This window comes from Streptomyces sp. NPDC054863 (genome assembly GCF_053610825.1).
The window spans coordinates 1-14512 of the sequence record NZ_JBSGZD010000031.1 but is presented as its reverse complement, the minus strand read 5'-3'; the positions used below and the strand labels follow the sequence as shown (position 1 = coordinate 14512).

Genomic DNA, 14512 nt, shown 5'->3' with positions numbered 1-14512 from the left:
CAATATGCGCAGGTCGTGATGATGAAGAAACATGAAACGACGCAATGGCATTCGAAATGCTCTACTCGCGACGGTCACGGCACTGGGCACCGCCCTGGGCCTCGGCGTCGCGCCGGCCACGGCCGGTACGGAGTCCGCTTCCTGGGGGCAGCTTCCCGTCCCGTCGCCGGGGACCCTGGAGAGCCTCGCCGGGATCGGCGGTGACACGGTGTTCGGGCAGACCCTGGTGAACTGCGGATGGCCCACCGATCCCCGGCAGTGCCGCCAGCAGTGGCGGCTGACCAACGGGACGTGGAGCAAGTTCAGCGTTCCCGTCGCGCTGGGTTCCCGCTCCCTCGTCACTGCCGGGACCGGTACCAACGACCTCTGGCTCCTGGAGGGGCCGTACAACAGCTCCGGGCTCGCCCACCACTGGAACGGCCAGAAGTGGACCGACCGCAGCCAGCCGGACAAGGCGTTCCGTTCCACGGCCATCGCCACGGTGTCACCCACCGACGTGTGGACCGTCGGTGCCTACAACACCGGCTACGCCAAGCGCGACGACCGGGCCACCGTCGGCCACTGGAACGGGACCAGGTGGACCGTCACCAAGCTGCCGACGATCGCCGGCAAGTCCACGGACCTGCGCTCGGTGTCCGCGTCGTCGGCCAATGACGTCTGGGCCGCCGGGGAGCAGTGCACCCTCACCGGGGCCTACCTGTGCCAGCCCTACGTGGCGCACTGGAACGGCACCGCGTGGTCGCAGGTGAACGTTCCGGAGGTCACCCCGACCAACGGCCTGTGGACCAAGGTGATCAGCCGCGGCGGCAAGGTCTGGGTCGGGGGCAAGGAGACCGGCGCCAGTGGCGAAAAGTCGGACCGCATCTTCACTCTGCACCGGGACGGCCAGAACTGGACCAAGAGCTACCTTCCGGTGAACGCCGCGGAAGACGGCTATTTCGGCTACCTCAACGGGTTCGCCTTCCACGGCACCGAGCTGTTCGCCGGCGTCTCGCACACCAAGAACGAGGGACTCTCGCGCTGGAACGGCCAGGGCTGGGAGCAGTACGCCGGGCCGCTGGCGACGACCTCGACCGTCACCTCCCTGGCCGGGACCGGCGACGGCCGCCTCTTCGTCGCGGGGAACGGTACCGACGCGAGCGGCACGCACGACTTCGTGAGCGTCCTCCCCGCAGCCGCGCCGTCTGCCGGGTGACCTGAACGAGGTGGCGCCCCGGCCGGCGCGTCTCCCTCCACGTCCGCCGCTCTTTCCCGTCCGGGAAAGAGCGGCGCCGGTTTCTCCGGACGCATGTTTGACTGCGTCGCGAACCGATCACCGCGTGACACGGGAACGCGGTGCGTTCGCACTCACGTGTCCTCGGGGGGAGACGCCATGCGATTCCTGCTGATGGGCCCGGTCGAGGCCTGGCGGGACGGCCGACGGGTCGAGTTGCGCGGCTCGAAGATCACCTCGGTGCTGGCGCTGTTGCTGCTGGCGCGCGGCCGGGTGGTCTCGGACGCCGTGCTGCACGCGATGCTCTGGGACGAACAGCCACCGGGCACCGCTCAGAAGCAGATCCAGACCTATGCGTCCCGGCTGCGTGGGCTGCTGGGGAGCGAGGTGGGGATCGAAAGGCAGCACTCCGGCTACCGGTTCCGGTTGCCGGTCGCCGGTCTTGACCTGCTGGAGTTCGAACAGCACATCGCCCGTGGCCGCGCGCTGAAGGCCGAGCGGCGCCTGGAGGAGGCCGTCGAGAACTTCCGGCACGGGCTGGCCCTGTGGCGCGGCCCCGCGCTCGCCGGGGTCAGCGAACACCTGGCCGCGGTGGAGGCCCCTCGCCTGGAAGAGTCCCGGACGGTCGCCGACGAGGACCGCATGGAGGCGGAACTGATGCTGGGTCGGCACGCGGCGCTGCTCGCCGAGCTCCAGGCACTGGTCGTGGCCCACCCGCACCGGGAGCGCCCGCGCACCCAGCTGATGCTGGCGCTGCACCGCTGCGGACGGCAGGTGGAGGCCCTGCGCACCTACCAGGAGTACCGGACGCTGCTGATCGAGGACCTCGGGCTTGAGCCAGGACGGCGCCTCAAGCAGGCCCACCAGGCGATCCTGACGGACGAGCAGCGGATCCGGCCGGCGGCCGCCGCCCCGCGCGGGCCCGAGCAGACCCCCGGCCCGCCCCGCCGGGTGCTGCCACAGCGGCCGGGGCCACGGCCGCAGGCCTGGACACCGGCCCAACTGCCTCCGGTTCCGATGGACTTCACCGGCCGGGAGCGGGCGGCGCAGCAGGTGGACGAGGCGCTGCGGATACGGTCCGGCGGGCGTGGATCGCCTTCGGTCTGCGCGATCGTGGGCATGGCCGGGATCGGCAAGAGCGTACTGGCCGCGCAGGTCGCGCACCGGATCCGCGGCCGGTACCCGGACGGGCAGATCCACATCGACCTCGGTGGCAGCGGCCCGCACCCGGTCACCCCGGTCGACGCGCTCACCGAGCTGCTGCGGGCCCTCGGGGTGACCGGCGTGGACTGCGACCGCCTGTCCGAGCTGATCCGGGTCTACCGCAGTCAGGTGGCCGAGCGCCGGCTGCTCATCATGCTCGACGACGCCGAGGACGAACAGCAGATCAGGCCGCTGCTGCCCGCCGCCGCCGAGTCCGGTGTGCTGATCACCGGCCGGAGCAGTCTCGCGGCGCTGGAAGGGGCCCGCCACGTCCGGCTGGGCGCGTTCGCCCCCGAGGAGGCCGTCGAGTTGCTCTCGCACCTCATCGGCCCGGAGCGGGTGGCCGACGAGCCGCACGCCGCCACCAGAATCGTCGCGCTCGTCGGCCGCCTGCCCCTCGCGGTGCGGATCAGCGGGGCCCGGCTGGCCCGCCGCCCGCACTGGCCCCTGGCCCGGCTGGCCGAGCGGCTCGCCGTCGGCGAGAACCTGCTCGACGAACTGGAGCTGGGCGACCTCAGTGTCCGCCGTAGCCTGTCCGTGAGCCACCACCAGCTGGGCAACCGCGCACACAGCGCGCTGCATCGGCTCGCTCAGCTCCGGCCGGGACCCTTCTCGCTCCGCCACGCGGCGAGGCAACTGGAAACCTCGGACGACGAGGCAATGGAGCTGATCGACACCCTGACCGACGCCCATCTGTTGGCCTCGGCCGAGCATGCTCCGGACCAGTACCAGTTCCACCGGCTGATCCGGGCACTGGCCCGGGAGCCGGTCGCCCGGATCACGAAAAAGGCCGCTGTCCGGGTATCTCTCCCGGCCAACGGCCTCTTCCGACTTCCGACTACTGTCGGGACGACAGGATTTGAACCTGCGACCCCTTGACCCCCAGTCAAGTGCGCTACCAAGCTGCGCCACGTCCCGATGCCCGCCTGACCTGGGGTTTCCCCTGGCTGAGCGCGCATGAGAACGATACCGCACTTCAGGACGTGGTTGCGAACGTCTTTGCCTGTGTGCCGGCCTTGACCTCAAGTCCGATTGAGGTTGCATCGTCGTATCCATGGAAACAAGGACGAGGACAACCACGCGCGACGCACACGCCACCCACGGATATCCGGACCTGCCGCGCCTGATGGGGCTGATGACCGGCGACGAGAAGCACGGCCCCGCCGCGACCTCCACGCTGGACGCGCTCTGGGTGCTCTACGACCGGGTGCTGCGGGTGACGCCCGAGACCGTCGACGACGCGGGGCGGGACCGCTTCCTGCTCTCCAAGGGGCACGGGCCGATGGCGTACTACGCGGTGCTCGCCGCGAAGGGATTCTTCGGGGACGACCTGCTTCCCGGGTTCGGGGCGTACGACTCGCCGCTCGGGCACCACCCCGACCGGCTGCTGGTCCCCGGCGCGGAAATCGGCAGCGGTTCGCTCGGGCACGGGCTGCCGTTGGCGGTGGGCACGGCGCTGGGGCTGCGGGCGCAGGGGCTGACCGACCCCGCGGTGTGGGTGCTGCTCGGGGACGCGGAGCTCGACGAGGGCAGCAACCACGAGGCGATCGCGTTCGCCGGGCCCGCCGGGCTCGGGCAGCTGCACGCGCTCGTGGTCGACAACTCCTCCGCCACGCACGGCTGGCCCGGCGGGATCGCCTCCCGCTTCGAGGCCGCCGGCTGGTCGGCCACCACGGTCGACGGCCGCGACCACGAGGCGCTGTACGCGGCGTACACCGCACCGCACCCGGGCCGCCCGCACGTGGTCGTGGCCCGCGTCGAGCCCAAGAACTGACACCGCGACCCACACCGCGACCGACACCGGCCCGATCACCAACGGACCGATCGCCAACGGACCAGCAGGACAAGGGGAGTTCACCATGGACACGATGCGAGACCGTTTCATCTCCACCACCGACCGGCTGCTGGACGAGGACCCCCGGGTCGCCGTCGTCCTGGCCGACATCAGCGCGGACGGCTTCGCGCCCGCCCGCCGCAAGCATCCGCAACGGGTGGTGAACGTCGGTATCCGGGAGCAGTTGCTCGTCGGGGCGGGTGCCGGAATGGCCCTGGCCGGGATGCGGCCGGTGGTGCACACCTTCGCCAGCTTCCTGGTGGAGCGGCCCTTCGAGCAGGTGAAGCTGGACTTCGGGCACCAGGGCGTGGGCGGCGTGCTGGTGAGTGCGGGAGGAAGCTACGACTGGCCCGCCGGGGGCTTCACCCACATGGCGCCGGGCGATGTGGCCCTGCTGGACACGCTCGACGGGTGGACCGTGCACGTGCCGGGCCACCCCGACGAGGCGGAGGCGCTGCTGCGGCACGCCGTCGCGGACGGGGACGAGCAGGTCTACGTACGGCTGTCGTTGCAGAGCAACGCGCAGGCGCGGGAGGTACGGGGCGACGGCGGGTTCGTCACCGTACGGGAGGGACACGGCGGGACCGTCGTCGCCGTCGGGCCGATGCTCGACAACGTACTGGCCGCCGTGGCGGGGCTGGACGTGACCGTCCTGTACGCGGCCACGGTGCGGCCCTTCGACGGAGCGGCGCTGCGGGCCGCCGGGCACGCCGACGTCGTACTGGTCGAGCCCTACATGGCCGGAACCTCGACCGGTGCGGCGAACGACGCGCTGGCTGACCTGCCGCACCGGGTGCTGGGCCTGGGCGTGGCCCGGCGCGAACTGCGGCGGTACGGGGACATGGCCGAGCACCTCGCGGCGCACGGGCTCGACGCGGCCTCGCTGCGGGACCGGATCGGCGCGTTCCTCGGGCTCCGGTGAAGCCGCTCCGGATCTGAGCGGACCGCTCCCGGTTCCAGGTGAAGCCGCTCCGGATCTACCCGTCGGGATCGGCCAGTTCCGGGTGGAGGGCGAGCAGTTTGCGCGGGGCGGCCTGGCGCCAGGAGTCGAGGAGGATGGCGCGGAGCTCCTCCTCGTCCTCCAGGGCGGCCAGGTGTGCGCGCAGCCAGTCGTAGTGGTCGTCGTGGCCGGCCCGGACGAAGAACTTCTCCGGCTCCGCCTCGATCAGCTCGGGCCGTTCCTCCTTCGGGCACTTGAAGGCCACCGACCGGTCGTCGTCGCTCAGGGCGGCGAAGATCTTCCCGGCGACCCGGAAGGTCGGGCTGCCCCAGGAGAGCTTCTCCGCCGTGTCCGGCAGGGCGAGCGCCGCCCTGCGTACGTCTGCGGAAGTCGTCATGGGAAAACCGTACGGGCCCCCACTGACAATCGCCGTGAGCTGCGCACGTGCGCCTCAGACGTGCCGGATGTACCGGATGTACTGGATGCACCGGATGAACTGGATGCACCGGATGAACTGGATGCACCGGACGTGCCGGACCTACCAGACGTGCGGACGTACTAGACGTGCTTGTCGAGCCAGGCCGTCAGGTCGTCCTGGACCTCGTCCCGGTTGGTCTCGTTGAGGATTTCGTGGCGGGCTCCCTCGTACCCCTTCCAGGTGAGGTCCTCGATGCCCGCGTAGCGCAGGTCCTCCAGGAGTTCGTGGACGAGCGTCATGCCCTGGTGGCAGGGGTCCTCGGTGCCGACCGCGAGGTGGAAGGGCAGGTCGGCGGGGATGCGGGCGAGGTGGCGCGGGTCGTTGAGCTTGCGGATGCCGTGCACCCAATCGAGGGAGAGGCCCACGCTGAAGGCAAAGCCGCAGCGTTCGTCGGCGACGTAGGCGTCCACCTCGGCCTCGTCGCGGGAGAGCCATTCAAAGCCGGTGCGATGGGGGAACGCGTCGTTGAAGGAGGCGAACCGGTCGGCCGTGAACGAGGCGGGCGCGTCCCGGCCGTCCGCCTCGGCCGTCCGCTCCAGTCCGGCCGCCGCCGCTTCGAGGTCCGTGCCGGGCAGCGTGCGGAAGACCCCGGAGAGGATCACTCCGGCCAGATCGTCCGGGTACTCCTGCGCGTAGTCGCGGGCCAGCATCGCGCCGAGGCTGTGGCCGAACAGCACCACGGGAACGCCCGGGTGCAGCGCCCGCGCCTGGTCGCCGACCGTGCGCAGGTCGGCGACCGTGGAACGCCAGCCGTCGTCGCCCGCCACGCCGAACCCGCCGGTGCCCGTGGCGGTCGCGCCGTGGCCGCGGTGGTCGGAGGCGATCACCCCGTAGCCGTGGGCGACGAGGTGGCGGGCGAACCTGTCGTAGCGCTGGGCGTGTTCGGCGGCGCCGTGCGCGAGCTGGACGAGGGCGCGCGGGCGTCCGCTGTCCGGGAGCCAGGCGTACGTCGCGATCTGGACGCCGTCGTGCGCGGTCGCCGTGCCGGGGGTGGTCATGAGGGTCGGCCTGCCTCTCTCCGTGGCGTGAGTTGCGTGGACGCGTGGACCCGCAAACGTGAGTGCGTGAGTGCGTACACGGTGCTGACCCTCCCCCGCTGCCGGGCGGTTATGCCGGAGTCTGCCCCCGCTCGAAGTACGCGGCCAGCTCCGCGTCCGGCTCCGGCACCCGGCGCGGCGTCCCGCCGTCGCGCAACGAGTCCGTCGCCCGGCAGCCCGCCGCGACGGCCATCCGGGCCGCCACCGGCGAGGTGTCCGTCGTACCTCCGTCGCGTGCGAAACGGAGGAACTCGTCGATGAGGAGCGGGTCGGCGCCGCCGTGCCCCGCGTGCTCGTCGGCTGCCGGGATCTCGTGGACCTCGTCGGCGTCGAAACGGTGCGAGGAGCGGCGGGTGTTCCACACCTTGACGTGCCCGCCGGGACCGTCGCCGAAGTTCTCCAGACGGCCGGCGTCGCCGATGACGGTGTAGTTCCGCCAGTAGTCGGGGGTGAAGTGGCACTGCTGGTAGGCGGCCAGGACACCGTTGTCGAGGCGCATGTTGAGGAGCGAGACGTCCTCGACGTCGATGACCGGGTTCAGGGCGCGCTGGGTGTGCGGCGGCCAGTGGCCGTCCTTGGTGTACCAGTCGTCGGCCTTGGGCTCGCCGGGCGCCCGCCGGTGCGGGTTGTCGCCGTAGACCATGAGATCGCCCATCGCCTGCACGTCGCGCGCGTAGCCGCCGGCCAGCCAGTGCAGGACGTCGATGTCGTGGGCCGCCTTCTGCAGCAGCAGCCCCGTGGTGTGCTCCCGCTCGGCGTGCCAGTCCTTGAAGTACCAGTCGCCGCCGTAGCCGACGAAGTGGCGTACCCACACGGTCTTGACCGCACCGATCGCACCGCCCGCGATGAGGTCGCGCATCAGCCGGACGACCGGCATGTGCCGCATGTTGTGCCCGACGTAGAGCCGGGTGCCCGTCTCGTACGCCGTCCGCAGGATCCTGTCGCAGTCCTCGACCGTGGTCTCCAGCGGCTTCTCGACGAACACCGGCTTGCCCGCCCGCAGTACCTGGCAGGCCAGGTCGGCGTGGGTGTGGTCGGGAGTGAGGACCAGTACGGCGTCGACGGCCGGATCCTCGATCACCTTGCGGTGGTCGGCCGACGTCACCGCGTCGGGGAAGGCCTGCGCCGCGAGCGTACGGGCGCGGTCGTCGGGGTCGGCGAGGGCGACGACGCGCGCTCCGGCGCCGGGCCGGTGCGCGGTACGGGCGAGGCTGCCGCGCAGCCCGTAGCCCAGGACGCCGATGCGGAGGTCGGCCAGGTCGCGCGCACCGGGCGGGTCGGGCAGGTCGAGCGGGTCGGGCAGGTCTGTCATCGTTCGTACTCCCTTGGCAGAGTCCCCTGTGCGGTACGGGAGTTGACGTTAACGCCCTCGCGCGAAGCGGGGCAGGCCGGGCCGGAGCGGGCCGGGCTCAGATTCCGCCGTCCTCACGGCGCCCGATCCCCGCCATCAGCTCGGCCGCCATCGCCTTGATGGTCTCCAGTCCCTCCTTTCCCCACTGCCGGGGCCGCGTGTCGACGACGCAGATCGCGCCGAGTGCGATGCCCGAGCGGTCGATGAGCGGGGCGCCGAGGTAGGAGCGGATGCCGATCTCGTCGACGACCGGGTTGCCCGCGAAGCGCGGGTAGTCGCAGACGTCCTCCAGGACGAGGGCCTTGCGGCGGGCCACCACGTGCGGGCAGTACCCGTGGTCGCGGGCCATCGCGCGCCCGATCCGCCCGGCCGCCGCGGCGGCCCCGAGGTCGCTGCCGGAGAGGGTGCCGTGCGGGGTGTGCAGTCCGGCGAAGAACTGCCGGTTCTCGTCGATGAAGTTGACCATGGAGTACGGCGCGCCGGTCGCCTCCGCGAGCCGCACCGCGAACGCGTCGAGCACCGGGTCGGGCCGCCCGCTCAGACCCAACTCCCGAAGCCTGCGCGCCCGTTCGGGCCCTTCGCGGTCGGCGGGGGTGAGCAGCAGGTGGCCGATCCTGTCGTACGTCATATGTGGGCTCCCGTCATGGGTGGGCTCCGTGGGTCGTGGGCGGGACAGCGGGCGTGCTGCTGAGGAGGTGCTTGACGAGGGTGACCAGGGCGGCGATTCCGGAGCTGGCGAGCCGGGCGTCGCAGATCACGATCGGGATGTCCGGGCTGAGGTCGAGGGCGCCGCGCACCTCCTCGGGTTCGTACCGGAAGGCGCCGTCGAACTCGTTGACGGCGACGACGAATCCGATGCCGCGCTGCTCGAAGAAGTCGACCGCGGCGAAGCAGTCCTCCAGGCGGCGGGTGTCGGCGAGGACGACGGCGCCGAGCGCACCCTTGGAGAGCTCGTCCCACATGAACCAGAACCGCTCCTGCCCGGGGGTGCCGAAGAGGTACAGGACGTGCTGTTCGTCGAGGGTCATGCGGCCGAAGTCCATGGCGACGGTCGTCATGGACTTGTTCTCGACGCCCTCCAGGCTGTCGGTGGCGGCCCCGGCCTGGGTGAGGAGTTCCTCGGTACTGAGCGGGTCGATCTCGCTGACCGCTCCGACGAAGGTCGTCTTGCCGACGCCGAAGCCGCCCGCGACGAGGATCTTGAGTGCGGTGGGGAACACCTCTGGCCCGGGGGCCGCTCCTCCGCCGCCGTATCCGTCGCGGCCGTCACCGTATCCGTCGTGGCCGTCACCGCCGTATCCGTCGGGGCCGTAGTCAGAGTTGTCGTCGTAGACCATCGAGCACTGCCTCCAGCAAGTCGCGGTCGGTCTGGGGGTGTTGGAGGATCGGCGCGTGCGTGATGACCGCGCCGCAGTCCACCAGGTCGGACAGCACGACCTTCGCGACGACGGCGGGGAGCCGCAGATGGGCCGCGATCTCCGCCACCGAAACGGGGTCGTCGCACAGGCCGAGCGCGGTGACGTGCTCGGGGCCGAGGTGCACGGGCAGGGCGGCGCCGGTGGCCATCACCAGTGTCAGCAGGTCGAGTTCGGTGGTGGGGCGGGTACGGCCGTTGCTCACCGTGTACGGGCGGATCAGCCGGCCTGCCGCGTCGTCGAGCCACGGCCCGTCCTGCGGGGCCGCCACGTTCAGTGTCCCGGGGCGTTCGCCGTGCTGCCCGCCCGTTGCCGTGCGGGCGTCGCCAGGTACGGCCGTACGCTCTTGACCAGCATCGCCATCTCGTACCCGAGGACGGCGGCGTCGGCCTCCCGCCCGGCCAGTACGGCGAGGAAGGTTCCGGACCCGGCCGTCGAGACGAACAGCAGCGTCGAATCGAGCTCGACCACCACCTGCCGGACCTCGCCGCCGTCGCCGAACCGCATCCCCGCGCTGCGGCCCAGCGAATAGAGGCCGGAGGCGAGGGCCGCCATGTGGTCGGCGCTGTCGGTGTCGAGGCCGTGGACGGACTTGACGAGCCCGTCGGAGGAGAGCAGGACGGCGCTGCGGGTGTACGGGACCCGTTGGACCAGGCCGCTCAACAGCCAGTCCAGGTCGGTCACTTGGCTGGTCGGCGCATCGCTCACCATGGGGCTACTCCTTGGGGGTGGGGAAGTTCACGTCGTCGGGGTGGGCGTCTTCGGGGCGGCCCGCGCGGGCCACGGGTCCTGCACGTTCCGCGAGTCCTGCACGTTCCGCGGGTTCCGCACGCTCCGCGGGTTCCGCACGTGCCGCGAGTTCCGTACGCTCCGCGGCTTCCGCGGCGAGTCCTTCCGGTGGGAGGTCCTCGGTGCGTACGTCCGCCGCCTCGGCCAGGCCGATGCCGCGCTGGAAGGCGGCCATCAGCCCGGGGTCGGGCAGGGCGGGCCGGTCGTCGTCCTTGCGGGGCGCCGGACCGTCCTTGAGCTGCGGTACGAGGTTCTCCTGGCTGCGGCGCGTGGGCAGTCGGGGCCGGCTGACCCGCCCGCGTACGACGCCTTCGGCGGTGGCCCGGGCGGCGCTGTGCACCGGCTCGGCCGGCACGGTGAACTCCGGGGGTGCGGCGAGTCCGTGGGTGACTCCGGGGACCGCGGCGGCGGGGTTGGGCCGTTCACTCCGCTCGCCGCGGACGGGGAGCGGGTGGTTGCCGGTGGTCCCCCCGGAGGGTCCGGCCTGGGGCCCCGCCTGGGGCCCTGGCCTCGGGGCGGCCTGCTGCTCCCGTACGTACGAGGCAGCCGGTTCGGGCTCCCGCGCCGCGGGCACCCCGGATATCGGCGTCCGGTCGCCCTGCTGCTGCGCGGGCACCGGAGCAGGCCGGCGCGCGGCGGACGCACCGGCGGACCCGGATTCGTGGTCGTCGCCCAACAGGCCTTCGGGGAGCACGAGTACGGCCTGCACCCCGCCGTAGATGTTGTTCTGCAGCCGGACCGCGATGCCGTGCCTGCGGGCCAGCGCGGAGACCACGAACAGCCCGATCCTGCCGTCCTGCAGCAGGTGCTGCACATTGACCTGGTCGGGGTCACTGAGCAGTGCGTTCATCTTGTTCTGCTCGGTGACCGGCATGCCGAGGCCGCGGTCCTCGACCTCGATGGCGAGCCCGGCGGTCACGAACTGGGCACGCAGCAGCACCGTCGTGTGCGGGGCGCTGAACACCGTCGCGTTCTCGACGAGTTCGGCGAGCAGGTGGATGATGTCGGCGACCGCGTGGCCGCGCAGGGTGCCGTCGATCGGCGGCACCAGCTTGACCCGCGAGTACTGCTCGACCTCCGCGATCGAGGAGCGCATCACCTCGCTCATGCTGACCGGGTTGCTCCACTGCCTGCGCGAGATGGCCCCGCCGAGCACGGCGAGGTTCTCGGCGTGCCTGCGGATGCGGGTGGCCAGATGGTCGACGTGGAAGAGGCCCTTGAGCAGGTCGGGGTCCTCGACCTCGTTCTCCAGTTCGTCGAGGAGCTGAATCTCGCGGTGCACCAGGGACTGGAGGCGTCTGGCCAGGTTGACGAAGACCTCGACCTTCTGGTCGGTGCCCGCGCTGCTGGAGAACTGCGACGCCTGGACGACGGCGGTCACCGCGGCGTCGTGCCCGCGCCCCATCTCCTGTGCCAGAAGGTCGAATTCATCACCCGTACGAGGGGCGACGGCCGGGACGGTGCGCCGTATGTCGGGACTCTCGCCGCGCCGCAGCCCGTCCACGACGGCCCGCAGTTCGTCCTGGCTGCGGGCGCTGGTGCGGCGCAGTTCGTTGCACCGTACGTACACGGATCCGGCGGCGCGGTGGGCGGCGAGCACGGCCACGAGGACCGCGAGGGCGGCGAGCACGGCGGCCACGGCGAGGCCCGCCCACAGGCCCTGCGTGGGCCGGGCTCCGGTGGTGCGGACCGTGTGGAGCACGGCGCCCGCCCCGCTCAGTGCGACGACGACCGCCGGAAGCACGGCGGCGCGCAGCAGGTGGGAGCGCAGGTGCGCTTCGGGGGTGGACGCCACGGGGGTACGTGCCCCCGGCCGGCCGTGCCGCCCGCCTTCGCGGCGGTCCGCTCGCGCGCCAGGTGCGCGAAGATGAGACATCAGCGTCCTCGGTACGTGGGGGCCCCAGGGATTTCGGCGTGTCTTGGACATGTGTGAGCACTCGCCCAGGGCTGCACTCAACTCGGGTGATGTGGGCCCCTGTTGATCACCGGGCACTCACAGTAGTCGGCACGCATCCACGGGTGAGGGGCTGTTGCCGAAGTTCCCCGCCCGGGGTCCCTCTCTGGTATGAGGCTTCGTACGGACGAACGAAAACCGGCCGCCCCCTGGATCGGGGACGGCCGGTTCACCGGAATCACACGCACGCTCGCGAAGGACGGGGCACGCTCACGCGGACGCGGCGGTCTCCTTCTGCGCGACGACCGCGGACGTCACCGGGCGTACTGCCCCGGTCGTACGCCCGCCGGGCCCGCGGGCGGCGACGCCGCGCCACCAGGGCGCCGACGGGACCACGTCCGACGTGGGTTCGAAAGGCTCTCCGGGGCACGGCACGGCGATCCGCGCCCCCGCCTCGGCAGCCGCGGTGAGAGTGCCCTCGGCGGGCTCGTCCCACGGGTGCGGGGCGAGGTTGAAGGTGCCCCAGTGGATCGGCAGCATGATGCCGCGCGGGCTGCCGCCCTGGAGGTCGAGGTGGGCCCGCATGCCCTCTTCGGGGGTCATGTGGATGTCCGGCCAGTGCGGGCTGTAGGCACCGATCTGGATCATCGTCGCGTCGAACGGGCCGTGTGCGGCGCCGATGTCCTTGAAGCCCTCGAAGTATCCGGTGTCGCCACTGTGGTAGATCCGGTGCTCGGGGCCCGCGACCGCCCAGGACGCCCAGAGGGTGTGCTGCTGGTTGCGCAGTCCCCGGCCGCAGAAGTGCCGCGCGGGGGTGGCGGTGAGGCTGATCCCGGCGACGTCCGTGGTCTCGTTCCAGTCCAGTTCGCGGATCCGGCTCTGCGGTACGCCCCAGTGCTCCAGGTGGGCACCGACGCCGAGCGGCACGGCGAAGAGCGCGCCGGTCGCCTTGAGCGCACGGATCGTGGGCATGTCGAGGTGGTCGTAGTGGTCGTGCGAGATGACGACGACGTCGACCTCGCCGAGCGAGCGCAGCGGTACGGGCACGGGGTGCAGCCGCTTGGGGCCCGCGAAGCCGAACGGGGAGCAGCGCTCGCCCCAGACCGGGTCGAAGAGCACCCGCCGCCCGTCGATCTCGGCGAGGACGGTGGAGTGGCCCATCCAGGTCAGGCGGAGCCCGGAGGCGGGCGGCTCGGCGATGTCGGCGAGGGTGGTCGCGTACACCGGGACGGTCCCCGCCGGGGCGCGCAGGACGCGCTCCTCCTTGCGGAAGTACGTCTTCATGAGGCCGGCCATGGATCCGGACGAGGGCCGGTCCCCCCGGGTGCCCTCGGGATTCTGGAAGACGCCGTCGGCGAAGTTCGGCGAACGGCGGATGCGCGCCATGCGCTCCCCCGCCGGGTCGGCTCCGAACGCCGCGGTCCGCAGTCCGCGCAACTGCGCACGCAGCGACTTCTGCGGGGAATCCGCGCTGGTCACGGCACCTCCAAGGGGGTCGGCTTCATTCCATTATGTGCACCGTGTTCGACGGCCGGGGAACGGGGCCGTTACGGGGCGCCGCACGGCACGGGGCGACTGTGTACAGAACGGTCGCGGGCCCGGTGGTATGCCCGGACCGTTCCGTCATGATGTGCCGTGCGCGCCGTTCCTGCCTCACGTGGTGCACGAAGCCTCACGTGGTGCACGAAGCCTCACGTGGTGCACGAGCCGTGCGGGGTGCACGAGCCGTGGGGTGGGGTCAGTCCAGTTCGTAGACCGCGGTGACGGTGACCTCGTCCTGGATCTGGCCGGGGGCTACGGGCACGGAGGGCTCGTCGGCAGCGGCTCCCGGGGGCACGTCCACCGGGGTCGGCCGACCGGCGTCGGACTCCACGATCGAGATCAGCCTGCCGAGCTCGCGACCGCTGAGCCTCGCGTGCTGGGCCGCCTTGCTGCGGGCGTCCTCGAAGGCCGCCTTGCGTGCCACGGCGCGCAGCGCGGCGGGGTCCGCGACGTCGAAGGTCACGCCGCTGATACGGCCCGCCTCGCCTGCCGCGTCCATGGCTGCCTGGATGACGGCCCCGGTGCGCGACAGGGCGCGCACCTTGACGGAGAAGCTCTGCGACGCCTGGTAGCCGGTCAGTTTGGCGACGCCGTTCTCGTAGCTGTGGACGGCGTTGAGGGAGAGGCTCTCCGTGCGTACGTCCCGGTCGGCGACGCCCTGGGCCTTGACCGCGGCGAGCAGCGCCTTGGCGGCGGCGGACTGGGCGGCGAGGGCTTGCTTCGCGGTGGGCCTGGTCGCCTCGACACCGACGTTGACGATGGCGAGGTCGGGAGCCGCGGTGGCCGCTCCCGATCCGGTGACGGTCACCGTGGAGG

At 71.8% G+C, this 14512-nt stretch carries 14 protein-coding genes and 1 tRNA gene; 4 read left to right on the top strand and 11 right to left on the bottom strand.

What is annotated here, in order from left to right; translation table 11 throughout:
- The first annotated feature begins 31 nt into the window (after positions 1 to 31).
- Positions 32 to 1195: a hypothetical protein gene (locus ACWGIG_RS08970; RefSeq protein WP_453320865.1), complete on the top strand. Its 1164-nt coding sequence runs from the start codon at positions 32 to 34 to the stop codon at positions 1193 to 1195.
- 177 nt (positions 1196 to 1372) lie between these two features.
- Entirely contained in the window at positions 1373 to 3295 is a 1923-nt protein-coding gene (locus ACWGIG_RS08965) for a BTAD domain-containing putative transcriptional regulator (protein ID WP_453320864.1), read from the top strand.
- On the opposite strand, the gene ACWGIG_RS08960 is transcribed toward ACWGIG_RS08965, so the two are convergent.
- Positions 3261 to 3334: transfer RNA gene (locus ACWGIG_RS08960), tRNA-Pro, on the bottom strand. The two genes, ACWGIG_RS08965 and ACWGIG_RS08960, sit on opposite strands and share 35 nt — an antisense overlap.
- Positions 3335 to 3470: 136 nt before the next feature.
- Between ACWGIG_RS08960 and ACWGIG_RS08955 the strand changes: the two genes are divergently transcribed.
- A complete protein-coding gene (locus ACWGIG_RS08955) occupies positions 3471 to 4190 on the top strand; it encodes a transketolase (protein ID WP_453320863.1) in 720 nt (239 codons plus the stop codon).
- 85 nt (positions 4191 to 4275) lie between these two features.
- Positions 4276 to 5172 (top strand): transketolase family protein, encoded by an 897-nt coding sequence (locus tag ACWGIG_RS08950; RefSeq protein ID WP_453320862.1) that lies wholly within the window; start codon positions 4276 to 4278, stop codon positions 5170 to 5172.
- A 55-nt stretch (positions 5173 to 5227) separates the two neighbouring features.
- On the opposite strand, the gene ACWGIG_RS08945 is transcribed toward ACWGIG_RS08950, so the two are convergent.
- From ACWGIG_RS08945 to ACWGIG_RS08900, 10 genes are all read right to left on the bottom strand, one after another.
- Entirely contained in the window at positions 5228 to 5587 is a 360-nt protein-coding gene (locus ACWGIG_RS08945; RefSeq protein ID WP_453320861.1) for an MmcQ/YjbR family DNA-binding protein, read from the bottom strand.
- A 161-nt stretch (positions 5588 to 5748) separates the two neighbouring features.
- Positions 5749 to 6666, bottom strand: a complete 918-nt coding sequence (locus ACWGIG_RS08940; RefSeq protein ID WP_453320860.1) for an alpha/beta fold hydrolase — start codon at positions 6664 to 6666, stop codon at positions 5749 to 5751.
- A 109-nt stretch (positions 6667 to 6775) separates the two neighbouring features.
- On the bottom strand, positions 6776 to 7963 hold the full coding sequence (locus tag ACWGIG_RS08935; RefSeq protein ID WP_453320890.1) for a Gfo/Idh/MocA family protein: 1188 nt from the start codon (positions 7961 to 7963) through the stop codon (positions 6776 to 6778).
- 151 nt (positions 7964 to 8114) lie between these two features.
- Entirely contained in the window at positions 8115 to 8684 is a 570-nt protein-coding gene (locus ACWGIG_RS08930) for a GAF domain-containing protein (protein WP_453320859.1), read from the bottom strand.
- Between the two features lie 13 nt (positions 8685 to 8697).
- On the bottom strand, positions 8698 to 9393 hold the full coding sequence (locus tag ACWGIG_RS08925) for a GTP-binding protein (protein WP_453320858.1): 696 nt from the start codon (positions 9391 to 9393) through the stop codon (positions 8698 to 8700).
- Positions 9371 to 9742: a DUF742 domain-containing protein gene (locus tag ACWGIG_RS08920; RefSeq protein WP_453320857.1), complete on the bottom strand. Its 372-nt coding sequence runs from the start codon at positions 9740 to 9742 to the stop codon at positions 9371 to 9373. Before ACWGIG_RS08920 ends, ACWGIG_RS08925 begins: the two co-directional genes overlap by 23 nt.
- A 2-nt stretch (positions 9743 to 9744) precedes the next feature.
- Complete coding sequence (locus ACWGIG_RS08915) at positions 9745 to 10182, bottom strand: roadblock/LC7 domain-containing protein (RefSeq protein WP_453320856.1); 438 nt, start codon at positions 10180 to 10182, stop codon at positions 9745 to 9747.
- A 4-nt stretch (positions 10183 to 10186) separates the two neighbouring features.
- Positions 10187 to 12136 (bottom strand): ATP-binding protein, encoded by a 1950-nt coding sequence (locus tag ACWGIG_RS08910; protein WP_453320855.1) that lies wholly within the window; start codon positions 12134 to 12136, stop codon positions 10187 to 10189.
- A gap of 288 nt (positions 12137 to 12424) precedes the next feature.
- A complete protein-coding gene (locus ACWGIG_RS08905; protein WP_453320854.1) occupies positions 12425 to 13633 on the bottom strand; it encodes an MBL fold metallo-hydrolase in 1209 nt (402 codons plus the stop codon).
- 259 nt (positions 13634 to 13892) lie between these two features.
- A partial coding sequence (locus ACWGIG_RS08900) for an SIMPL domain-containing protein (RefSeq protein ID WP_453320853.1) occupies positions 13893 to 14512 on the bottom strand: 620 nt, incomplete at its 5' end.

Coding starts and splice junctions, on each gene's coding strand:
- ACWGIG_RS08970 (WP_453320865.1), top strand. CDS start 32: ATGAAACGACGCAATGGCATTCGAAATGCTCTACTCGCGACGGTCACG.
- ACWGIG_RS08965 (WP_453320864.1), top strand. CDS start 1,373: ATGCGATTCCTGCTGATGGGCCCGGTCGAGGCCTGGCGGGACGGCCGA.
- ACWGIG_RS08955 (WP_453320863.1), top strand. CDS start 3,471: ATGGAAACAAGGACGAGGACAACCACGCGCGACGCACACGCCACCCAC.
- ACWGIG_RS08950 (WP_453320862.1), top strand. CDS start 4,276: ATGGACACGATGCGAGACCGTTTCATCTCCACCACCGACCGGCTGCTG.
- ACWGIG_RS08945 (WP_453320861.1), bottom strand. CDS start 5,587: ATGACGACTTCCGCAGACGTACGCAGGGCGGCGCTCGCCCTGCCGGAC.
- ACWGIG_RS08940 (WP_453320860.1), bottom strand. CDS start 6,666: ATGACCACCCCCGGCACGGCGACCGCGCACGACGGCGTCCAGATCGCG.
- ACWGIG_RS08930 (WP_453320859.1), bottom strand. CDS start 8,684: ATGACGTACGACAGGATCGGCCACCTGCTGCTCACCCCCGCCGACCGC.
- ACWGIG_RS08925 (WP_453320858.1), bottom strand. CDS start 9,393: ATGGTCTACGACGACAACTCTGACTACGGCCCCGACGGATACGGCGGT.
- ACWGIG_RS08915 (WP_453320856.1), bottom strand. CDS start 10,182: ATGGTGAGCGATGCGCCGACCAGCCAAGTGACCGACCTGGACTGGCTG.
- ACWGIG_RS08910 (WP_453320855.1), bottom strand. CDS start 12,136: ATGTCTCATCTTCGCGCACCTGGCGCGCGAGCGGACCGCCGCGAAGGC.